Below are 21,738 nucleotides of genomic sequence, written 5' to 3' on the forward strand. Positions count from 1 at the left end.
ATTTTTGCCTGCGTATGCGTTAAAATAATAGTATATACAAATTTATGAGTGACGAAATCAACGAGATACCGGAAGGACATTCAGATTACAAACCGGCGGACGCACGGGACGAAAGCGTAAAACATCAGCTCACAGGCATGTACCAGAATTGGTTTCTGGACTATGCTTCATACGTTATTCTGGAACGTGCCGTGCCTCATATCAACGATGGTTTGAAGCCGGTACAACGCCGTATCCTACATTCCATGAAACGTCTGGACGACGGACGATATAACAAAGTGGCTAACATTGTGGGACACACCATGCAGTTCCACCCTCACGGTGATGCTTCTATCGGAGATGCCCTGGTACAGTTGGGACAGAAAGACCTGTTGATTGATTGTCAGGGTAACTGGGGTAATATCCTTACCGGAGACGGCGCCGCTGCTCCCCGTTATATAGAAGCACGCTTGTCCAAATTTGCGCTGGATGTTGTCTTCAATCCTAAAACAACAGAATGGAAACTTTCTTACGACGGACGAAACAAAGAACCGGTCACTCTTCCCGTGAAATTCCCGTTATTGTTGGCACAAGGCGTGGAAGGTATCGCCGTGGGACTTTCTTCCAAAATTCTACCGCATAACTTCAACGAACTTTGCGACGCCTCCATCAGCTACCTGCGTGGAGAGGAATTCCAACTGTATCCTGATTTCCAGACAGGAGGTTCTATCGATGTAGCCAAATACAACGACGGAGAACGCGGCGGAGCGGTGAAAGTACGTGCCAAGATCACTAAGATTGATAATAAAACACTTGCTATCACAGAAATTCCATACGGAAAGACGACTTCAACAGTGATCGACTCTATCTTGAAAGCTGTTGATAAAGGAAAGATCAAAATCCGTAAGGTAGACGACAACACGGCTGCCAACGTAGAGATACTGGTACATCTTGCGCCCGGCACTTCTTCGGACAAGACTATCGATGCACTGTATGCATTCACTGATTGCGAAGTAAGCATTTCCCCCAACTGTTGTGTCATTGATGACAGCAAGCCACATTTCCTAACCATCAGTAAAGTACTGAAAAAGTCGGCAGACAACACGTTGGATTTACTGAAGCAGGAACTGGAAATTAAGAAAAGTGAAATACTGGAAGCATTGCATTTCGCCTCCCTCGAAAAGATATTTATCGAAGAACGCATCTATAAAGATAAAGAGTTCGAGCAGTCCAAAGACATGGATGCAGCCTGCGAACATATCGACAAGCGTCTGACACCTTATTATCCGCAGTTTATCCGTGAAGTAACCAAAGAGGACATCCTCAAGCTGATGGAAATCAAAATGGGACGTATCCTAAAATTCAATTCAGACAAGGCGGATGAACTGATCGCCAAGATGAAAGAGGAAATTGCCGAGATTGATAACCATCTGGCTCACATCGTAGATTATACCGTCAACTGGTATCAAATGCTGAAGAACAAATACGGCAAGAATTTCCCGCGCCGCACGGAACTCCGGAACTTCGACACCATCGAAGCTGCCAAAGTAGTGGAAGCGAACGAAAAACTTTATATCAACCGTGAAGAAGGATTCATCGGAACAAGTTTGAAGAAAGATGAGTTTGTGGCGTGCTGTTCGGATATTGACGACGTTATCATCTTCTTCCGCGACGGTAAATATATTGTTACTCCCGTCGCCGATAAGAAGTTTGTCGGTAAAAACGTGCTCTATGTCAATGTATTCAAGAAGAACGACAAGCGCACAATTTACAACGTGGCCTACCGTGACGGAAAAGAAGGGACAACGTACGTCAAACGCTTCGCTGTAACCTCCGTTGTCCGCGACCGTGAATACGATGTCACTCAAGGAACTCCGGACTCACGTATCACTTATTTCAGCGCCAATCCGAACGGGGAGGCCGAAATCATCAAGGTGACACTGAAACCGAACCCGCGTGTCCGCCGTATTATCTTTGAACAGGACTTTAGCGAAGTAGGCATCAAAGGAAGACAGGCACGAGGCATTATCCTCACCCGGCTCCCGGTACATAAGATCGCCTTGAAACAGAAAGGCGGTTCTACTCTCGGAGGACGTAAAGTCTGGTTTGATCGGGATATACTCCGCCTCAACTACGACGGAAGAGGAGAATATCTCGGAGAATTCCAAAGTGAGGACACCATATTGGTTGTCTTGAACAACGGTGATTTTTATACCAGCAACTTCGACCTGAGCAACCATTACGAAGATAATGTAAGTATTGTCGAGAAGTTCGATCCCAACAAGGTATGGACTGCCGCACTATATGATGCAGACCAACAGAATTATCCATATTTGAAACGTTTCTGCTTTGAAGGTTCCAACCGCAAGCAGAACTATCTGGGAGAGAATAAGAACAATCGCCTTATTCTGCTGACGGACGAGTACTATCCGCGCCTGGAAGTTATATTCGGAGGACACGATAGCTTCCGTGATCCGCTGGAGATTGAAGCCGAAGAATTTATCGCAGTCAAAGGTTTCAAAGCGAAAGGCAAACGTATCACCACCTACGCAGTGGAAACTATTAACGAGCTGGAACCTACCCGCTTCCCCGAGCCTGTACAAGAGAGTCAAGAGGAGCCGGAAGAAGAACCGGAGAATCTGGATCCGGACAGTGACAAGAGTGAAGGCGATATTATTGATGAAATCACGGGGCAGATGAAGTTATTCTGATGAAGAAACAAACACTATATCTAGGGCTGGCAGGATGCATCCTGTTCGCCCTTTGCACAAGATTACAAGCGCAGACAACAGACAGTCTGCAAATCCACCGTTATGTAACACGTGCAACGATGTACGGTGTCGGATTTACGAACGTGTTCGACACTTATCTTTCGCCTCAGGAATACAAAGGAATCGACTTCCGCGTTTCCCGCGAAACAATCCGTATGACTAAACTTTTTGACGGGAATGTGTCTGTACAGAATTTTTTCCAAGCGGATATCGGTTATACGCATAACCGCGTCGACAATAACAATACATTTTCCGGATTGGTGAACTGGAACTACGGGCTCCATTATCAGTTCCGCCTGACAGAGAACTTCAAACTGTTGGCAGGAGGATTGATAGACGCCAACGGAGGTTTTGTCTATAATCTTCGGAACACAAACAACCCGGCTTCGGCACGGGCATATATCAATCTGGATGCATCAGGAATGGCTATTTGGCACTTGAAAATCAAACGTTACCCGATGGTATTGCGCTATCAAATGAATTTGCCGGTAATGGGAGTCATGTTTTCCCCTCATTACGGACAATCTTATTATGAGATATTCTCGCTGGGAAATGCAGGAGGAGTCATCAAGTTTACTTCTTTACATAACCAGCCTTCACTCCGGCAAATGCTATCCATCGATTTCCCGATAGGATATACTAAAATGCGTTTCAGTTATCTGGCTGATTTGCAGCAATCCAATGTAAACAATATCAAGACACACACCTACTCGCATGTGTTTATGGTAGGATTTGTGAAGGAATTATACCGCATCCGAAACAAAAAAGGAGCTAGTGTTTTACCGTCATCGGTAAGAGCTTATTAAGTTGAGAGTTGAAAATTGAGAGTTGAGAGTTAATACAAGATTAAGAATGAGAAATAATATTAGACAAATACTTTGGCTGCTCTGTTGTCTTCCGGTAGTGACCGGATGTATCAGGGAAGAGGAATATGCCAATGATCCTGTAGGAAACTTCGAGCAACTATGGAAGATTATTGATGAACGGTATTGTTTTTTGGAAGAGAAAGGCATTGATTGGGACGCTGTTCACGACAAGTATGGAAAACTGGTGAAACCCGGAATTTCGGATGACGACCTGTTCGATATACTAAGTCAAATGCTATATGAGTTGAAAGACGGGCACGTCAACCTCTCTTCCTCTAGTCGTATCTCATATTACGATGCCTGGTATCAAGGATATCCTTGGAACTATAGAGAGGATATCTTATACAATTACTATTTGGGAAGTGCCAGTTCCGGTTATCGTACATCTGCCGGTTTGAAATATAAAATATTCGATAATAATATAGGTTATATCCGCTACGAAAGTTTTAGTGCCGGAGTTGGAGACGGTAATTTAGACCATGTACTCGATTATTTGAAGCTCTGCAACGGATTAATCATTGATGTACGCGACAACGGAGGAGGAAACCTGACTAATTCCACCCGTATTGCCGCCCGTTTCACCAACGAAAAGACATTGACCGGATATATCCGGCACAAAACCGGTCCGGGACATAATGACTTTTCTGAAATGGAGCCGATCTACCTGGAACCCTCTAATAGCATCCGTTGGCAGAAAAAAGTAGTTTTACTTACCAATCGTCGTTGCTACAGTGCCACGAACGATTTTGTGAATGCCATGCACAGCCTAAACAACGATAACGAAGAGCAAAGAATTTTTCAGGTAGGCGACCAAACCGGAGGCGGTTCCGGGCTACCTTTCTCTTCAGAATTACCCAATGGTTGGAGTGTTCGCTTCTCAGCCAGTCCTCACTTTAACAAGTATAAAAAGCCTCTGGAAAATGGAATAGAGCCAGATATATACGTAAATATGGATAAGATTCTGGAAGAGGGAATAGAGCATGGAGATGCAGAATCACAAAAGAAGGATGCACTGATTGAAAGGGCATTTGAAATATTAAGTGAATAACTTTATTACCGAATTATTTGTCAAATCAGAAAATCTTCCTATCTTTGCACCGCTAAACAAAAGCGACGCATGCGGATGTGGCGTAATTGGTAGCCGCGCCAGACTTAGGATCTGGTGCCGTGAGGCGTGTAGGTTCGAGTCCTATCATCCGCACATACTACACTGTATTTACAGTTAAAAAGCCCCTAAAACGGATATTTTAGGGGCTTTTTTGTATAAAGACAGTTTAAAACATTGGCTCTATCAACCAAGCTATGACGATAATATAAATATCAAATGAATATTCGTCTCTGAATCGCTCTGAGAATCTGAGCATTGCTTTTGATATATGCTTTTCTACCGCTGTGGTAGAAATATTCAGTTTTTGAGCAATCTCTCTGTTTTTCAATCCTTCAAAGCGGCTCATGATAAAAACTTCACGACAGCGTTCGGGCAAAGATTCCACAACTTGGGCGATCTTCTCTTGTAGCTCCTCATAAAGGAGTTTATGCTCAATCTCCAATCCGAAATCAGCATGATAAAGTCTTTCTTCTCCTTGCGAGTAAGCCAGATACTCAACTTCATATTTTTGGATTACCTGCTCATGTCGAAGGTAATTCAGGCAACTATTCCGAACCATTGCAAACAAAAAAGCGGATACTGAAATGGAAATAGATGCAACTGTTGAGCATTTTTCCCACAAGACAGCATAACAATCCTGAACAATATCTTCCACAATATCTTTATTCTGAATATACCGACCAGCAAAGCTCACGAGTCTTTGATAGTACTTCTTAAATACATACTCGAAAGCCTCCCGATTTCCGCTACTGAGAGATTCTATCAAGAATGCTTCATCACCGTATAAATTCATGATTTATTATAGATTTATTTCACAAATATACGAAAAAATCTATAAAGACGATTATCGGCAGGAAGGAAAATACTATTCTATTTTCACTTGTGCATCAACTATATCAAATATAGGGTCAGAAATAGCAGCTACCGTCTTTCCCTTGTATTTAAGCCCAGAAAAAGTAACATTAGTAATAGTTCCCGAATCTGATTTTTTAATCAAAATATCATTATCTTCACCTTGAGTATATTCCATATTTTCAAAATGGATATTGTCAATGTTTCCACCTCCACTTCCCCAGCCATCTGTACGGGCAGGGATGAGCTCAATCCACACAAGTTGCTCATTGACATCTTCCATACGAATATTCTTATACGATACATTGGAAATTGTAGAGTTACCACATTGGTGAATAGTGATGGCACCATGTTTAAATCTGTTGAGCGATGTTTCCAAACGAACCACATCCATATTCTCAAAGCCGATATTCCGCAAATAAGTTCCATCAAGCTCCCAGCCAATTTCCATGCAATTGCCACTAGGACCACCCCACAACACCGAATTTTTCACGGTGATATTTTCCACATTTCCGGAAAATCCATACTTATTTGTTTTGATAACAATACAGTCATCCTCAGTACGAACAAAAACATTGTCTACAGTCACGTTTGACGTCCCCACCAAATCAATGCCATCCGAGTAAACCTGTGCTCCTAATATCTTTACATCATGTATATGTATCTGATCACATTCAAAGTAGGAAGTGGTCCAACCGGCCCGACTCATAATAACAGGTCCACAGACTTCAATATTACTACATTTCTCCATACGTATTGCTCTCTGGGCATTACGGCCATCAATTACTCCATAACCTAAAATACGTATGTTTTTATGGCCGTTGGATTGGATATATCCGACCAAGGATGCCCCTTCCTCTAAGAATACAGTCGTATTATCTTGATCAATAATTAAGTTTTCAGTATGAGTACCTTTAGCATAGCGAATCGTGCTTGCCGGCAATTTATTCCATTCAGCAGGTGTTCTTCCATCTACAAAAAGATAGATTGGATTCCTGTAATCTTCATTGATAATCACCGTAGCCTTACAAGGTCTAACATCAAGCAAAGTAAGTTTATTACCCTTTACATCGTAACTAATACCCAAGTTAGCAGGTCGTACTTCTACTTTTTGCACAGAGTTTGTACCCAAGGTAAATTCCAAATCTGCACTTTCCTGATTTAACCCTAATCGGACATATCTACCCAAGTCCATCGAATTCACGCTAAAATCTTTATCTTGCCGTAAAACAGTTCGATTAGAAGTATCAGGACTTTCGGGTCCATCATCGGAGGAACTACATCCGGCTATCAGCAAGAGTGTCAGCAAAAGCTGAAACATACAATTCATTTGAATATTTTTTCTCATGATCATAAAAATTAGTAGTTATTATAATTATAGTTTGTCACATTTTAACTCCATCTATCTTAATTTCTGAAATGGAAGCGCTCCCTTGAGTAAGTAAAATTCGTATATCACTAATGACTTTCTTATCCAGCGGATAAAAAATCATTTCTCCTGCAGTTTCGGAAAAGCCATTGTAAATAGTCAAAAACTGTCCTCCGCCAGCTGATACCTGAATTTCGAATTTCTCAGCAGGAACTTTCCAGCGAATACCGATATTATTCGCCCCGCCAGTAGCATTCATCGGAATATTGAGATAGTCACCTTTATTTCCGGTCCAGCAAGTATTCGGATCATTGTCCAAAACCGAAAGGTAGGAACCGGAAGATGTTTTTCTTTCTAGAATATTACATTCGGAATAAGGTAATACCCACAAACTTTTCTCCTGACGAATATCCTCCGAAGAGGCTCCCACCATCAGTTTAAATTCTCCCGGTTCTACTACCCAATCGCCTTTCCGATTCATCAATTCCAAATCACGTGGAAGAATTTTAAAGGTTACTACCTTACTCTCACCGGGAGCGAGATGTACGCGTTCAAATCCGCATAAGTTCTTCTCAAAAGTAGTAACACTACTTAGAAGATCGCGAATGTATAACTGTACCACTTCATCACCAGCTACATTGCCGGTATTCTTTACGGAAAAACAGACAGTCGTTTCTTGTTTAGGCGTGATCCGTTCAGGTGAAACAGTCAAACCCGAATACTCAAAAGTTGTGTAACTCAATCCATATCCAAAAGGATAAAGTGCACCATTCACGCGACTCATATCTCCTTCTAAACCAAGCTTATTGCCTCCGTCCACTTGCGAAGACGGTTTATAAGGAAAGTTAAACGGAATTTGTCCGACTGTTTTTGGAAAAGTTACAGTCAGTTTACCACCCGGATTATAATCGCCAAAAAGAATATCGGCAACCGCTTTTCCTCCTTGCGACCCCGGATACCAGGCTTCCAGGATAGCATCCACATACTTATCCGCCCAATTAATAGCTAAGGGACGTCCGTTCACAAGAATCAACACAACGGGTTTACCCACACTCACGACCGCTTGTAATAATTGTAGTTGATGTCCTGGAAGTTCCAAGCTGGTACGCGATTTATTTTCTCCACAAGTACGGTTGTTACCTCCAAGTACTACAATTGCCACATCGCTTTTCCGGGCATTTTCGACTGCTTTTTCAATCTCTGCCTTTTCTTTCGCATCGGGTTCTTGAGGTAGTATTTCTGATTCAGGCCAGTTCTTATCTACCAGTTGGCAGCCCTGTGTATAAAGTACGTGAACCTTCTCTCCTACTTTCTCCTTGATTCCTTGCAATACAGTAGTCACCTCAACAGCGAGTGGTCCATAATGAGTCAAGGCATAGCTGGTGTCATCAGCATTAGGGCCACATACACTTATCGTCTTCACTGATTCTTTTGAAAGAGGCAATGTTTTTTCACTGTTTTTTAATAATACAATCGACTCACGGGAAGCTTGCAAAGCAATTTTCTGGTTCTTCAAGCTATTTACTTCCATATCTGCCTGCTTCAAATTCATTTGATAAGGGGTATCAAATAAACCAATAAGGAACTTTACCCTAAGAATATCACGTACCCGATCATTAATCGTTTCCATAGCAATAGCTCCTTCAGCTATCAATTCACGTAAAGGCAATACAAACGATTCTGGTGAACGAAATGTACAGCGGACATTTAATCCGGCTTCCACCGCCTGGAGAACAGCTTCTTTCATATCAATGGCAGTACCATGTTTGGAATAAAGATATTCTACAGCATCGCTGTCTGAAACAACATACCCTCTGAAACCCATATCCTGGCGAAGTCGAGTTGTCAACCAATAATAACTACTTTGGATAGGAAATCCATCGTAATCGTTATAAGAACTCATAGCTCCAAGAATACCACCTTCCTTGATAACGCGTTTCCACGGATAAACATGTATATTCTCCACTTCGCGAGGTGACATTTGTGGATCGACACGTGCCATACCCTCACGTGCACCTTTATTATTGCTGTAAGCAATAAAATGCTTTGCTGTAGCTGCTACCTGATAATCCTTTTGTAACCCTTTTGCCATTTCTATGCCCAATTCCGCCACCAAGTAAGGGCTTTCACCATACACTTCTTCATAGCGTCCCCAACGTTGATCACGCCCCACATCAAGTACAGGTGCATATATATTGGTATATCCAAGTAAACGAGCTTCACGCCCCGTGATCGTTCCGATCCGATGTACTAACTCTCGATTCCAGGTATGCCCTATTCCCAGCTGAGTCGGAAAATTGGTTGCCTTAAAACTTTCCACACCACGAATTCCCTCATTCGTGAAATCGACAGGTACTCCCAATCGTGTCTCTTCTATAAAGAACCGTTGCACTTCATTCAATGCCCAAGCATGCAACGATGCAGGCCAGACAAATGGATTGTCAGAAGGTGGTAGTCCCCATTGCTGAAAGCCATTCAAATGCTCATCAATTGCTCCCATCCCATCTTTCCATAATTTAGTTTTCCATGCCGGAGTTGGCAAATCATCTGTCAATACTCGTTTAAAACCATATAAAGTAACCATTTGACAGGTTTTCTCTTCCACCGTCATCTGTGAGAGTAGATTCTCAACACGGGCATCCAAAGAAGCATCCGGGTTCTCATAAGTATCCATCACCCCATTCTTGTTAAAATCAATCCATCCCTTCTTGTACATTTCGTTTCGTGGAAGTTTATAGGCCACCAGCTCTTTAGCAGAAGGAATCACAGACGTTTTCTGCCCATAAGTAACTATCGTAATTATGAATAAGAAGCAGCATAATGTAAGTTTGATATATTTCATCAGATTGTTCTTTTATTGATTTACGTTTTAAATATTCCTGCTTTCCCTCTGTAATCCGTCTCGCAACATAGCTATATCAATGGAGTTCACATCGGTCTTTCGCATTTTTGCCACCAACCCGGCCGCCACCCCTGCCGCTTCTCCCGTAACTAGGCAAACCGGTATCGTACTCAATGTTTCATAACTTTCTATATCGACGGAAATACCACTTCCGGCCACCAGCAAATTCTCGACTTCTTTAGAGATCAATGCTCCATAAGGAATACCATGACTATCTCCTTTTTCATACGCATACATCGTGCCGACAATATAACCATTCCTACCCACTTCATCACTAAAACCACGACGATTCTTCAAATCCTCCCCTGTCAAGATATATTTACCGATAATTCTTCGCGAAGGAACATAAAGTTGCGTCGCACTATCCAACAATACCGCAGAAGCGAAAGTTTCCGGAAAATATTCTTGTAAAGCCTGTAACATCTGTATGGCAATACTTCTTCCTTGCACAAGCGCTTTCGATATAGATCGTACATCCTCTCCTTCCAGCCTACCAAGGGCATCATCTAGTTTAAACGTAACTACCGAAGGATTTGTCAACGAATACCTAAAATGCGATTTTTTCAGCAATGGATATTTGCCTGATTGCACAAGTTCCTCAATCACCTTTTCATTCGCTTTCCGCTGTGCATTAAACTGATAAGTATATGTATAATAATCAACGTTTCCAACCCGAAAGTTAAAACCCGGATTCTGCCATACCGCTTCTCTCCCCATCTTTTGGAAAGAAACTCCTGCACGTCCGGCAATCTCTGCACTCCCCGTACAATCGATAAAGACTTTCCCCCGGCAAACCGTTATTCCCGAAATAGAAGCAACAGTCAGCGACTCAATCCTTCCTGCACTATGCATATTCACTTCTATCGCTCGAGAATTAAGCCATATCTCCACTCCAGCCTCATCCACTAGACACTCGTACGTACTTTTCAAAATTTCGGTTGGAATAGGCGTGTTGTACATTCGATTCTGTAGTTTTGGAGCAAGATCTTCACAAGTTGTACGAAATACTTTTCCGGCTATTCCGCTGTATCTAAAATCTCCCTGAACCGGAGTTGGAATCCACTCTGACAACAAACCTGCTGTAGCTATCCCTCCTAACATACCGGCAGCTTCAACCAGCAATGTCCGCACACCTTCACGGGCTGCGGCAATAGCTGCTGCGCAGCCGGCAGCTCCTCCACCAATAACTATTACATCCCAATCAACTTCGGAGGTTCCTTTTGCAGCTTTTCCATCTCCCTTTTCCTTTGCCAACGCTTCGCTCAAAGGAAGACCAGAGAGAATGACTCCTCCCAGAAAGCCTATATTCTTAACAAATTTTCTTCTATCCATTCTTTTAATCTCTTTCTCGCAACAGTGATTTGCAAGAGGGGTTATAAAAAGTATTGTCCCGCTTCTCGTAGTCGTCCCCGCAATTGGCGGACATCAATTTCGTGCACATCTCGAGGACCATGCATAAATATGTTAGCAGCGGTCCCTGCCGCCTCTCCCATCACCAGACAGTTGGTCATCACTCGTATACTTCCGTACACCAGATGGTCAGACGAAACACAACGTCCGGCAACCAGCAAATTCTTAAATCCCTTGGGTGTCAATATCCTATAAGGAATACCATGTGATTCACCTTTCCCATAATGCACACTCTCAGAACCAGGAATATGAATGTCCACATAATAGCTGTTACGTCCAATCTCGTCGGGAAACTGCCTCCGTGCCTTGAAATCATCCAGCGTTAGCACATAATCACCTAAGATTCTTCGACCTTCACGCACTCCAAGCAATTGCGCTGTATTATTAACAAATGCGTGCCCGAAAGCCTTCGAATGATATGCTTGCAATGCCTCTTTATACTGATTTGCCATTTCACGTCCTCGAATCATCGCATCACTCAATTGTTTGTCATCCAATGTGTTCACATTGATATGCCCAGCATTGAACTGCACTACTCCGGGACCTACCGGGTTTTGGCACAAATGATTATCCTCTATTAATGGATATTTTCCACTCTTTAGTATTTCGTAAATGGGACTTTCTGTATTATCTCCATGTAACCGGACACCCATCGTATACTGAAACATATCCACTCCTGCCAAAGAAAAACAATGAGTAGCAGCCTGCATTGTATGATTTCTGTCACCAATTTCATAGATAGCACCGGCCCAAGCTGCCAGATCCCCATCTCCCGTACAGTCAATATAAACTTTCGCTTTATAAGCAGTCAATCCTTGCTTGGAGGCCAATATCAGAGAATCAACCTCACTCTTACTGCTCATTTCAACGCCAGCCAAACGGGTAAAGAACAAAACATCGGCACCCGATTGCTTCACAAAACGGTCGTACACCAATTTCAATTGCTCCGGATTGATGTCTACCCAAGCCATCGCATTTTCTGCTTCGTGAGGTACTCCCTTACGCGCTTCCGTAAAAATCTTCTCGGCTATACCGCGATAAATGATCTTCTCACCATCGGAAAAATAACACCAGGCGGGAACCATACCTGCCGTACCCATTCCCCCCAATGTCCCCGTTGCCTCAACCAACAGCACTTTAGATCCGTCACGTGCAGCGGCAATAGCCGCTGCACATCCTGCCGGACCTCCCCCTACGATTATTATATCGTAGAAGTCGTTCAGATCAATCCTCCTCCTTAAAGTATATTGTTTCATCAGCTGGGCAATTACTTATAGCCCTCATTTTGAGGAAAATTCTCAGGTCCCATGCTGATAACTTCATTCTCTGGTATCGGCCATCTTACGAAATGCGGATTTGCCAGGAGATTTTTTCTTCCTGCGATAGACGCACTAATTCCTGCTCTTGAATCACCGGCATACTTTTGCACTTGAGATATCAAAATACCGTGCCGTTTTAAGAAATACCAACGCTGCCCCTCCAATGCCAATTCACGAGCCTGTTCGTCAATAATATCCTGCATAGTCAACGTACCCGTAAACTCTGTATTTCCAGCACGCATCCATGTTTTATTGAAATATTTCTTAGCCAATATATTATCCCCTTTTCGTAGAGCAGCCTCAGCCGCCATAATATAAGTTTCCGCCAGACGATATACGATAATATCTTTATACGAGAACTGTTCTGAACCGGAACGCGTCCAAATATCCGCATACTTGATACATCCCGGATATACATTCGGATCTACCGGTGGGTTTTTCGAACCCGAAGATGACCACAACAAAGGTAAATATTCACCCGGTTTTGCACCATGCACTGTCTTGTTCGAACTATTTTTATACTGGTGAATATAAAACGCTGTATAGCGCTTATCAACGACCTTATCTTTATAAAGTGAAAACAAATAAGGGCTCGGGAAACAGCGTCCAGCTCCATACAACCAATTTTCAGTCGAGCAATACTGATCACCTCCTAACGTTGCGCGATAATTAGCTATAAACCATACGGCCTGAAAATGTCCTTGAGGTACTTTGGTATCCAAATTTCCACCGGGATTACGACTCCATTGCTGCACTAGCAAAGCCTCGCTATGATTCAAGTTTTCTCCTTTGAATATATTATCCGGATTATCCAACAGCTCATAACCCGCTCCCGACTTTTCAATAGCATCAATCTGCGTCAGCACATTATCCCAGTCTTCATTCCAAAGAGACACATCCGCCATAATGTGACGGGCAGCCGCCTGATTAAAGCGTCCGATATCTTTCGGTTTCCACTCTAAATACTTGATAGCAAACTTCAAATCAGAATACAATAGTTCAAACACCTCTTCTTTTGTCGCAGGTCTGTATACACGTTTATCATTTACATTTTCAGGAGTCGTAGAGGATGTATTCAGCCAGATACGATCGAATGTACGATAAAGTAAAAAGTAAGATTGTGCCCGAAAAGCTTTAGCTTGTGCTATCAGGTTATTCAATTTATCCGTCTCAGGCAGTTTCTTACCCGCTTCAATAATATCGTTACACTTCCCAATCATATTATACATACCTTTCCACATATATGCCGGCGCTGCGGCAGAGGGTTTCAGAAAATTCGGATCATAAGTGCCGTAAAAATTACCGGTTCCTCCTTTAGTCACACTCAAGTCGGTAGCGCGACGCAAAGCCAGAGTAGCGGCCGCTTCTCCCCCTTTATCATTCTGATAGTTACGATCCAATGTATACAAAGCATTTGTAGCCAATTCCAGTCCTTCTTCAGTTTCAAATACGTATTGAGCCGTATATCGAGTTTCACTCTCCTCATCCAAAAAATTACAGGCTGTGAAACTTATAAGAAAAGTACCTGCTAATAGAATTTTTGATATAGTGGTTTTCATTTTGTTCATTACAATTTATAGGTTCTTAGAATGATAGGTTTAATCCGAAAAGTAATGTCCTCGGTTCGGGATAAGCACCGGTATTTGTTTCCGGACTATAACTTTGAACTTTCGTTTTCGTCCATAAGTTATTGGCGGTAAAATAAACACGGAGTTTCTGAACAAACAGTTTTCGGCTAATTTCCAAGGGTAATGTATATCCTATCGTCAAATTTCTCAAACGAATGTAGCTGGCATCCTGATATCCCAATGAAGTAATCTTGGCAGGAACCTGTGTATAGTTGGGAGCTGGTGTCGTATTCGACGGATTCTCGGGTGTCCAATAATCACGCTTGATTCCGTTTCGTTTACCAGACAAGTCACCTCCCTGTTCCCAATTCGTCAGGTAAGAGTTATAGACCACCCCTCCATGAGATACATAAAAATCAAGTGCCAAGTCCACACCATAAATATTCAATGACGTTCCAAAAGAAGAAATCCATTTTGGATCACGTTCTATCACAATACGGTCATCATCATCAATACTTCCGTTTCCGTCTACATCTGCTACACGAATCATACCCGGTTGAGCGTTTGGCATGGTAGAGTTTGCGATATCATCACCTGTTTGCCATATTCCATCAAACTGATAATCGTAATACACGTTCATCGGTTTACCAATAAACCATTTCGAATTAATGTCATCTTTTGGTTTCCCCTCTTCATCCGTTTCTCCTGTTATTTTGAGTATTTTGTTACGGTTAGCGGAAATAGAATAATTCAAAGCCCAAGTCACTTTATTATTACGTATCGGATATCCGGTCAAGAGTAGTTCCACACCCTTATTTTCCACCTCGCCCATATTCTCAAGCTGGGTGGCATATCCCAGATTCTGGCTGATTTTACGTGTGACAAGTAAATCCGTAGTTTTCGTCTTGTAGACTTCCAGCGTACCACTGATACGTTCTTTGAAAAATCCGAAATCCAGTCCGATATTAGTAGAAGTAGTTGTCTCCCACTTCAATTTAGGATTCCATAATTTATCTCCTGGTAAAAAACCAATCTGCACGTTATTCTCTCCGCCAAATTCATTGATATATCTTTCCGTAACTCCCAACGTAGAATAAGGGTCAACTGCCTGGTTTCCAACTTGTCCCCAAGAAGCACGAAGTTTCAAGTTAGATATCCAATCTATCTTTTTCATAAAACTTTCTTCGTTCAATCTCCACGAAGCAGCTAATGAAGGGAAATAACCATATTTATTATCTTTCCCAAATACAGATGAACCATCCACACGTAAAGAGGCAGAAAAAATATAACGATCCATTAATGTGTAGTTCACACGTCCTAAATAAGAAAGTAATTTTCGTTCGGAAATACCATGTACGGGAATTCCATATTCCATAGCCGATGAAAAAGCATTGTACGTTTTTTCATCATTCGAGAATCCCATTGCAGATTGCTCATTTGTGATCGTCTTTATGGCATTCACACTCTGCATCAAAGTGATACCCAAACGGTGAATCTTATTAAATTCCTTATTATAGTTTAATATATTCTCAAACAAATATTCCGTTCTCAACACATTACCTATAGTTGCTTTTCCGTTTGTGTCTTTTCCTGTGGTATGATCACGGTATAGATAACTACCTTTTTGATTGTTGCGGTAACTCATACTACCATTGGCACGATAAGTCAATCCTTTGACAATTTCCCAATCCAAGTACAAATTGGTCAAATAATTATCACTCACTTCATCGTTCACCGAACGATCCATATTCCAAAGTGGATTATAATGATTTTCGCCGGCATCCGTCACGTCCATGCGGAGCGATCCATCTTCATTATAGACTTTAGCCAAAGGAGGCATTGTAATGAAGCGATTAAAGGAACCATCCGCACTTTCTGTTTTAGCATGCGCATAATACAAATTAGCGCCCAAATTCAAAGTTTTAAGTATTTTGTGATCGATATTCAAACGCCCCGTGATCCGATTGTATCCCGAATTTATCACCATACCGTCCTGACTATAATAACCCAATGAAAAAGCAAGTTTGGTTTTATCGTTACCACTACGCACCGTTATGTCATGCTTTTGCTGTAACGCCGGCTTAATCATTAATTTCTCCCAATCGACCCATTCACCGGAATTCATAACGTCGCGCATTGTTTCACTGAAGCAGCTTTCTTCAACACACTCTCCGTTATTTGCATTTTTCCATGCCTCACGACGAAAATCAGCCCATTCTTCTCCATTGTAGAAGTCAAAATTCCGGTGAATATTCTGTTTACCTATGTAAAAGTTATAATCAACTTTCGGTTTTCCTTCCACACCTCGTTTAGTAGTAATCAAAATAACTCCATTAGCAGCTCGCGCACCATAAACAGATTGTGCGGATGCATCTTTCAATACTTCCAGCGAAGAAATATCATTCGAGTTAATATCATCGATTGATTCCATCGGTACACCGTCTACTACATAGAGTGGAGAGTTTCCTCCAGACAGTGAACGCCGTCCGCGAATAAAAATATTAGAGCTGCCCCCTGGTTTTGAACTAACCATATTAACTTGGATACCGGTCGCCTTACCCCTTAACATTTCTGCCATTGTAGTAGTCGGTGTGGAGTTCAAATCGTCCGCCTTCACAGAAGTAATAGCTCCAGTCAAGTCACTTTTTTTCTGTACACCGTATCCTACTACAACCACTTCATCCAACTTTTTTGTGTCCTCGTAAAGCTTCACCATTAGATTTTTCTTATCTGAAGCCTTCAATACAGTAGTAGTATATCCTATATAAGAAACATTTAGAACATCCCCTTCAGGAACCGAAATAGTAAAATTACCATTCATATCCGTCACTGTTCCCGCGTTAGTTAGCTTATCTACAACGACAGCACCAATAAAGGGCTCACCGTTTTCATCTACCACTATTCCGCTAACTTGTACGTTCCTTTCGGAAAGGGCAGACTTCTTTTTCACGGATTTAGCAACATACACATTTTTGCCTTCAATGCGATACGTCACATCCATTCCCTTAAATACCACATCCAAAACGTTTTGAATCGGTTGATTCTTCACATTAATGCTTATTTTTTTCTTCATATCCAACTTATCGGTTGGAATAATAAACGAGTATCCCGCTTTTTTCGTTATTTCATTTAGTACTAGCGAAATAGGTTTATCCACCATCTTCAGTGTCAGTCCTGTATTATTCTGAGCTACAGCCACAACCAACAGATGAGACAGTACTAATAGACATAGTAATTTTCTCATAAGATATTAAATATTAAATTAACTTTGATTTGTAATTTATGATCCTTTTCCCGGGATTTTCAGATCAATAAATTTCTATCTGATTGTTTTTCTTTCTTATATGAATGTTTTTATCTTCTTTCATTTTGTCTAGTATCTGATCTATCGTCTCATTGTTGACAAAAGTCAAGTAGTATTTTCGCGATTTTAAAGTTTCCGATTTTATTATAATGTCGACTCCGAATCGACGTTCCAATTTCTCCGCAATTTCAGAAAGAGGCTCATCACAAAAAGCGAGTATCCCCTCATGCCAAGACAAATGAGAAGCAACATCAAACTCCTCCTTTCGTACCTTTCGCGTTTTTGAGTTTATAATCAAACGTTCACCAGGGGTCAAAGCAATTTTCTGTGACGAGAATGAATAATTTACAGAAACAGCTCCGCGCATCAATTCAATCGACGAAATACTATCTTCTGTAAAAGATTTCACATTGAATATTGTTCCGTGAACAGTTACCTCCATCCGTTCATTCTTAACAACAAAAGGAACTTTCTTATTTCGAGTAACATCAAACACGGCTTCACCTTCTATATATACTGTTCGGGATTCATCCCCGAAAGACTTGTCATATTTCAACTTTGAGCCGGCATTCAACCAAACTTCCGAACCGTCAGGCAGCAAGATTTTAGATTGTGAGCCAAGCGGAACAAAATATTCCGATTGTGCCAAGCGGTCAGACGACTTATCCAACACTTTAAATCCAAAGTAAACAATAGCCGAACTCATGACACCCAGAATAAAAATCGCAGCATACGGAAGTAGCTTTTTAGTAAATGTATACCGTTTAGTCTTCTTTTGTACCATTTGCCATTGATTTATTTGCAATCTCCCCGAAAGACGATTCCATTTGTTTTCTATATATAAATCTTTTTGTGAAACGGCAAACCATTCATCTTCCCAATTTCTGAAAAGCTGGACATTCACATCACTCTCCTGTAGAAAGTTGAATAATATTTTTTCCTCTTCCGAAACCAAGTGCCCTTCAAAATATCGCAAGGCCATATCACGCATTCTATTTACTTCTTGTTCTTCCATTCTTTCGCTTGTTATTATAAAGACACTAAGACTTTCGTTTACCCAACCTCATTCTTGAAAAAAATCAAATCTAAACAAAAAAAAGGAATGAGTTATGTTAAAAGCCAGTATTCTTCCCTTTTTCATAATCTTTTTTGAATTTGGTTTGTTTCCTTTGTTACTTTCGCCGACAGGCGACAGAATAGATACTTCAACCTAAATAGTAACAAATGGAAAAATTTAATGCAATGAGGACTAGACTTTCACAACATCTTCAGACAAAAGCCATCAGGCTAAAGGGCTTCATTATGCTCACTTGCCTGTTACTAGGTTCTATCTCTGCCTTTGCACAAACAAAGACGGTGACAGGAACGGTAACAGATGCCGCCAATGAGCCGTTGATCGGTGCATCGGTACTCGTACAAGGGACTTCTACCGGAACCATTACGGATATGGACGGTAAATATTCAATCTCCGTCACTCCGGAGGATGTATTGGTATTTTCATACGTGGGAATGACCACACAGAGTATCAAAGTAGGAGCACAAAGCATAATTAACGTCACCCTAAAAGAAGACTCGCAAGTACTAGCTGAAACAGTCGTTATCGGATACGGTAGCGCAAAGAAAAGAGATCTGACAGGTTCCATCACCAACGTCAAAGGAGAAGAAATAGCCAATAAACCGGCTATGAACCCACTTTCTTCCTTACAGGGAAAAGTGGCAGGTGTGCAGATTGTAAACTCAGGACGAGCCGGAGCCGATCCGGAAATCCGTATCCGTGGTACAAACTCCATCAATGGATATAAACCGCTGTACATTGTCGACGGTTTATTCAATGATAATATCAACTTCCTTAATCCGGAAGACATCGAGTCGATGGAGATTCTGAAAGACCCGTCGTCTCTAGCCATCTTTGGTGTTCGCGGCGCAAACGGTGTTATCATCATCACCACCAAGAAAGCAAAAGAAGGACAGACCTTGGTCAATATAAATACCTCTTTCGGTTTCAAGAAAGTGGTAGACAAAGTAAAATTAGTCAATGGCGCGCAATTCAAAGAACTGTATAGCGAACAGCTTGCCAACCAGAAAGATGACCCGTTCGATTACACCGGCTGGAACGCCAACACCGATTGGCAGGATGAAATCTTCCAGACTGCCTTTATCACGAACAATAATATCAGTATCACAGGAGCTTCTCCCAAACATAGTTTCTATCTGGGTGTCGGCTACTCTTACGAACAAGGCAACATCGAGCATGAAAAATTCAGCAAAGTGACCATCAATGCCAGCAATGATTATAAAATCACCGACTTCCTGAAAGTAGGCTTCCAGTTCAACGGCGCACGCCTTCTCCCTGCCGATTCGAAACAGGTGTTAGGCGCCCTCCGCTCCACCCCTATCGCTCCGGTATATAACGACGAGTATGGATTATACAGCGCTTTGCCCGATTTTCAGAAAGCACAGATCAACAACCCTATGGTAGATGTCGATTTAAAAGCGAACACCACGAAAGCTGAAAACTATCGTGCATCGGGTAATGTCTATGGCGAAGTGAACTTTTTGAAGCATTTTACCTTCAAAGCGACATTCTCTATGGACTACGCTTCCAACAACGGACGTACTTATACTCCTATCATAAAAGTATACGACTCTACCGTCAAAGGAGATGTTTCCACTTTGGGAACAGGTAAAACTGAAGTCAGCCAGTTCAAGGAAAACGAGACGAAAGTGCAGAGTGACTATGTGCTGACCTATACCAACAGTTTCGACAACGGCAATCATAACCTGACAGCCACTGCCGGCTTTACCACTTATTATAACTCACTAAGCCGCCTGGACGGAGCGCGCAAACAAGGAGTAGGCCTTGTGATCCCGGACGATCCGGATAAATGGTTCGCCAGTATCGGAGATGCCGCTACGGCAACCAATGGAAGTACCCAATGGGAACGCAGTACCGTGTCTATGCTTGCACGTGTCATCTACAACTATAAAGGAAAATATCTGTTCAACGGGTCATTCCGTCGGGACGGTTCTTCCGCATTCTCTTATACAGGCAATGAGTGGCAGAATTTCTTCTCGCTAGGCGGCGGTTGGCTGATGACCGAAGAAGAATTCATGAAGGACATCAAGTGGCTGGATATGTTGAAGATTAAGGCCTCTTACGGAACATTGGGAAATCAGAATCTGGACAAGGCCTATCCTGCCGAACCGCTATTGACCAATGCCTATTCGGCTGTATTCGGTAAGCCGTCCATCATTTATCCGGGATATCAACTTGCCTATTTGCCTAATCCTACCCTCCGCTGGGAAAAAGTAGAGGCATGGGAAGCCGGATTTGAAACGAATATGCTTCGCAACCGCTTGCATTTCGAAGGTGTGTATTATATGAAGAACACTAAAGATTTGCTTGCTGAAGTTCCCGGAATCTCCGGAACAATGCCCGGTATCGGTAACTTGGGACAGATTCAGAATAAAGGTGTGGAAATGGCGATCACCTGGCGCGACCAGATCGGCGAATGGGGATATTCCGTCAGTGCCAACCTTACCACAATCAAGAATAAAGTAAAAAGCCTTGTTCAGGACGGTTATTCCATCATTGCCGGAGATAAACAGCAAAGTTACACAATGGCAGGTTATCCTATCGGATACTTCTATGGCTATAAGGTAGCGGGAGTCTATCAATCGGAAAACGATATCAAATCGTCCCCTGAGAATACACTTGCTACAGTTACTCCTGGTGACTTGAAATTCGCCGATGTCAATAACGACGGAAAGATCACTCCCGCAGACCGTACCATGATAGGTGATCCGACACCGAATGTCACTTACGGTTTCTCGCTCGGCGTGGATTACAAGAACTGGTCTTTTGGTATCGATATGATGGGACAAGGCGGAAACCAGATCTTCCGTACATGGGACAACTATAACTTTGCCCAGTTCAACTATCTGGCACAACGCATGGACCGCTGGCACGGAGAAGGAACATCCAACAGCCAACCGTTATTGAACTCCAAACATTCCATCAATACGTTGAATTCCGAATACTACATCGAAGACGGCAAGTTCTTCCGTATCCGTAACGTACAGTTAGCATATTCTTTCGACAAGAGCCTGCTCGCAAAGATACGTCTGCAAGCCCTGAAAGTCTATGTCAACATTCAGAACCTGAAGACATGGAAACATAACACCGGCTATACTCCCGAACTGGGTGGTACCGCTACCGCATTCGGAGTGGACAACGGCAGTTACCCCGTACCGGCAGTCTACACCTTCGGAATCAACTTAACCTTTTAA

12 protein-coding genes and 1 tRNA gene are annotated in these 21,738 nt (G+C 42.2%); 5 read left to right on the forward strand and 8 right to left on the reverse strand.

What is annotated here, in order from left to right; translation table 11 throughout:
- Positions 1-44: 44 nt before the first annotated feature.
- The 4 genes from ACNOGP_RS02330 to ACNOGP_RS02345 all read left to right on the forward strand — a co-directional run bounded on the left by ACNOGP_RS02330 (position 45) and on the right by ACNOGP_RS02345 (position 4,817).
- Positions 45-2,690: a DNA gyrase/topoisomerase IV subunit A gene (locus ACNOGP_RS02330; RefSeq protein ID WP_195474824.1), complete on the forward strand. Its 2,646-nt coding sequence runs from the start codon at positions 45-47 to the stop codon at positions 2,688-2,690.
- Positions 2,690-3,556, forward strand: coding sequence for a DUF3316 domain-containing protein (locus ACNOGP_RS02335; protein ID WP_272721380.1), 867 nt, complete (start codon positions 2,690-2,692; stop codon positions 3,554-3,556). The genes ACNOGP_RS02330 and ACNOGP_RS02335 overlap by 1 nt, the downstream gene beginning before the upstream one ends.
- Positions 3,557-3,602: 46 nt before the next feature.
- Positions 3,603-4,664 carry a S41 family peptidase gene (locus tag ACNOGP_RS02340; protein WP_418213984.1) on the forward strand — a complete coding sequence of 354 codons (1,062 nt, stop codon included), beginning with the start codon at positions 3,603-3,605 and terminating at the stop codon, positions 4,662-4,664.
- A 71-nt stretch (positions 4,665-4,735) separates the two neighbouring features.
- Positions 4,736-4,817 (forward strand) — tRNA-Leu (locus ACNOGP_RS02345).
- A gap of 73 nt (positions 4,818-4,890) precedes the next feature.
- Here ACNOGP_RS02345 and ACNOGP_RS02350 read toward each other — a convergent pair.
- The 8 genes from ACNOGP_RS02350 to ACNOGP_RS02385 all read right to left on the reverse strand — a co-directional run bounded on the left by ACNOGP_RS02350 (position 4,891) and on the right by ACNOGP_RS02385 (position 18,463).
- Complete coding sequence (locus tag ACNOGP_RS02350; protein WP_418213985.1) at positions 4,891-5,517, reverse strand: RNA polymerase sigma-70 factor; 627 nt, start codon at positions 5,515-5,517, stop codon at positions 4,891-4,893.
- A 72-nt stretch (positions 5,518-5,589) separates the two neighbouring features.
- Positions 5,590-6,906 carry a glycosyl hydrolase family 28 protein gene (locus tag ACNOGP_RS02355; protein ID WP_418213986.1) on the reverse strand — a complete coding sequence of 439 codons (1,317 nt, stop codon included), beginning with the start codon at positions 6,904-6,906 and terminating at the stop codon, positions 5,590-5,592.
- A gap of 55 nt (positions 6,907-6,961) precedes the next feature.
- Positions 6,962-9,787, reverse strand: a complete 2,826-nt coding sequence (locus ACNOGP_RS02360; RefSeq protein ID WP_418213987.1) for a glycoside hydrolase family 3 C-terminal domain-containing protein — start codon at positions 9,785-9,787, stop codon at positions 6,962-6,964.
- 27 nt (positions 9,788-9,814) lie between these two features.
- Complete coding sequence (locus ACNOGP_RS02365; protein ID WP_418213988.1) at positions 9,815-11,179, reverse strand: FAD-dependent oxidoreductase; 1,365 nt, start codon at positions 11,177-11,179, stop codon at positions 9,815-9,817.
- Positions 11,180-11,220: 41 nt separating this feature from the next.
- Entirely contained in the window at positions 11,221-12,513 is a 1,293-nt protein-coding gene (locus ACNOGP_RS02370) for an FAD-dependent oxidoreductase (protein ID WP_418213989.1), read from the reverse strand.
- 11 nt (positions 12,514-12,524) lie between these two features.
- The gene (locus ACNOGP_RS02375; protein ID WP_418213990.1) at positions 12,525-14,144 is read right to left on the reverse strand and encodes a RagB/SusD family nutrient uptake outer membrane protein; all 1,620 of its coding nucleotides are present in this window, start codon (positions 14,142-14,144) and stop codon (positions 12,525-12,527) included.
- Between the two features lie 16 nt (positions 14,145-14,160).
- Positions 14,161-17,388: a TonB-dependent receptor gene (locus tag ACNOGP_RS02380; RefSeq protein WP_418213991.1), complete on the reverse strand. Its 3,228-nt coding sequence runs from the start codon at positions 17,386-17,388 to the stop codon at positions 14,161-14,163.
- 64 nt (positions 17,389-17,452) lie between these two features.
- Positions 17,453-18,463, reverse strand: coding sequence for a FecR family protein (locus ACNOGP_RS02385; RefSeq protein ID WP_418213992.1), 1,011 nt, complete (start codon positions 18,461-18,463; stop codon positions 17,453-17,455).
- 209 nt (positions 18,464-18,672) lie between these two features.
- Here ACNOGP_RS02385 and ACNOGP_RS02390 point away from each other — a divergent pair, with 209 nt between their 5' ends.
- Positions 18,673-21,738, forward strand: a complete 3,066-nt coding sequence (locus tag ACNOGP_RS02390; RefSeq protein WP_418213993.1) for a SusC/RagA family TonB-linked outer membrane protein — start codon at positions 18,673-18,675, stop codon at positions 21,736-21,738.

Origin of the sequence: Bacteroides difficilis (genome assembly GCF_048319815.1) — a bacterium.
GTDB classification, from domain to species: Bacteria; Bacteroidota; Bacteroidia; order Bacteroidales; family Bacteroidaceae; genus Bacteroides; species Bacteroides zhangwenhongii.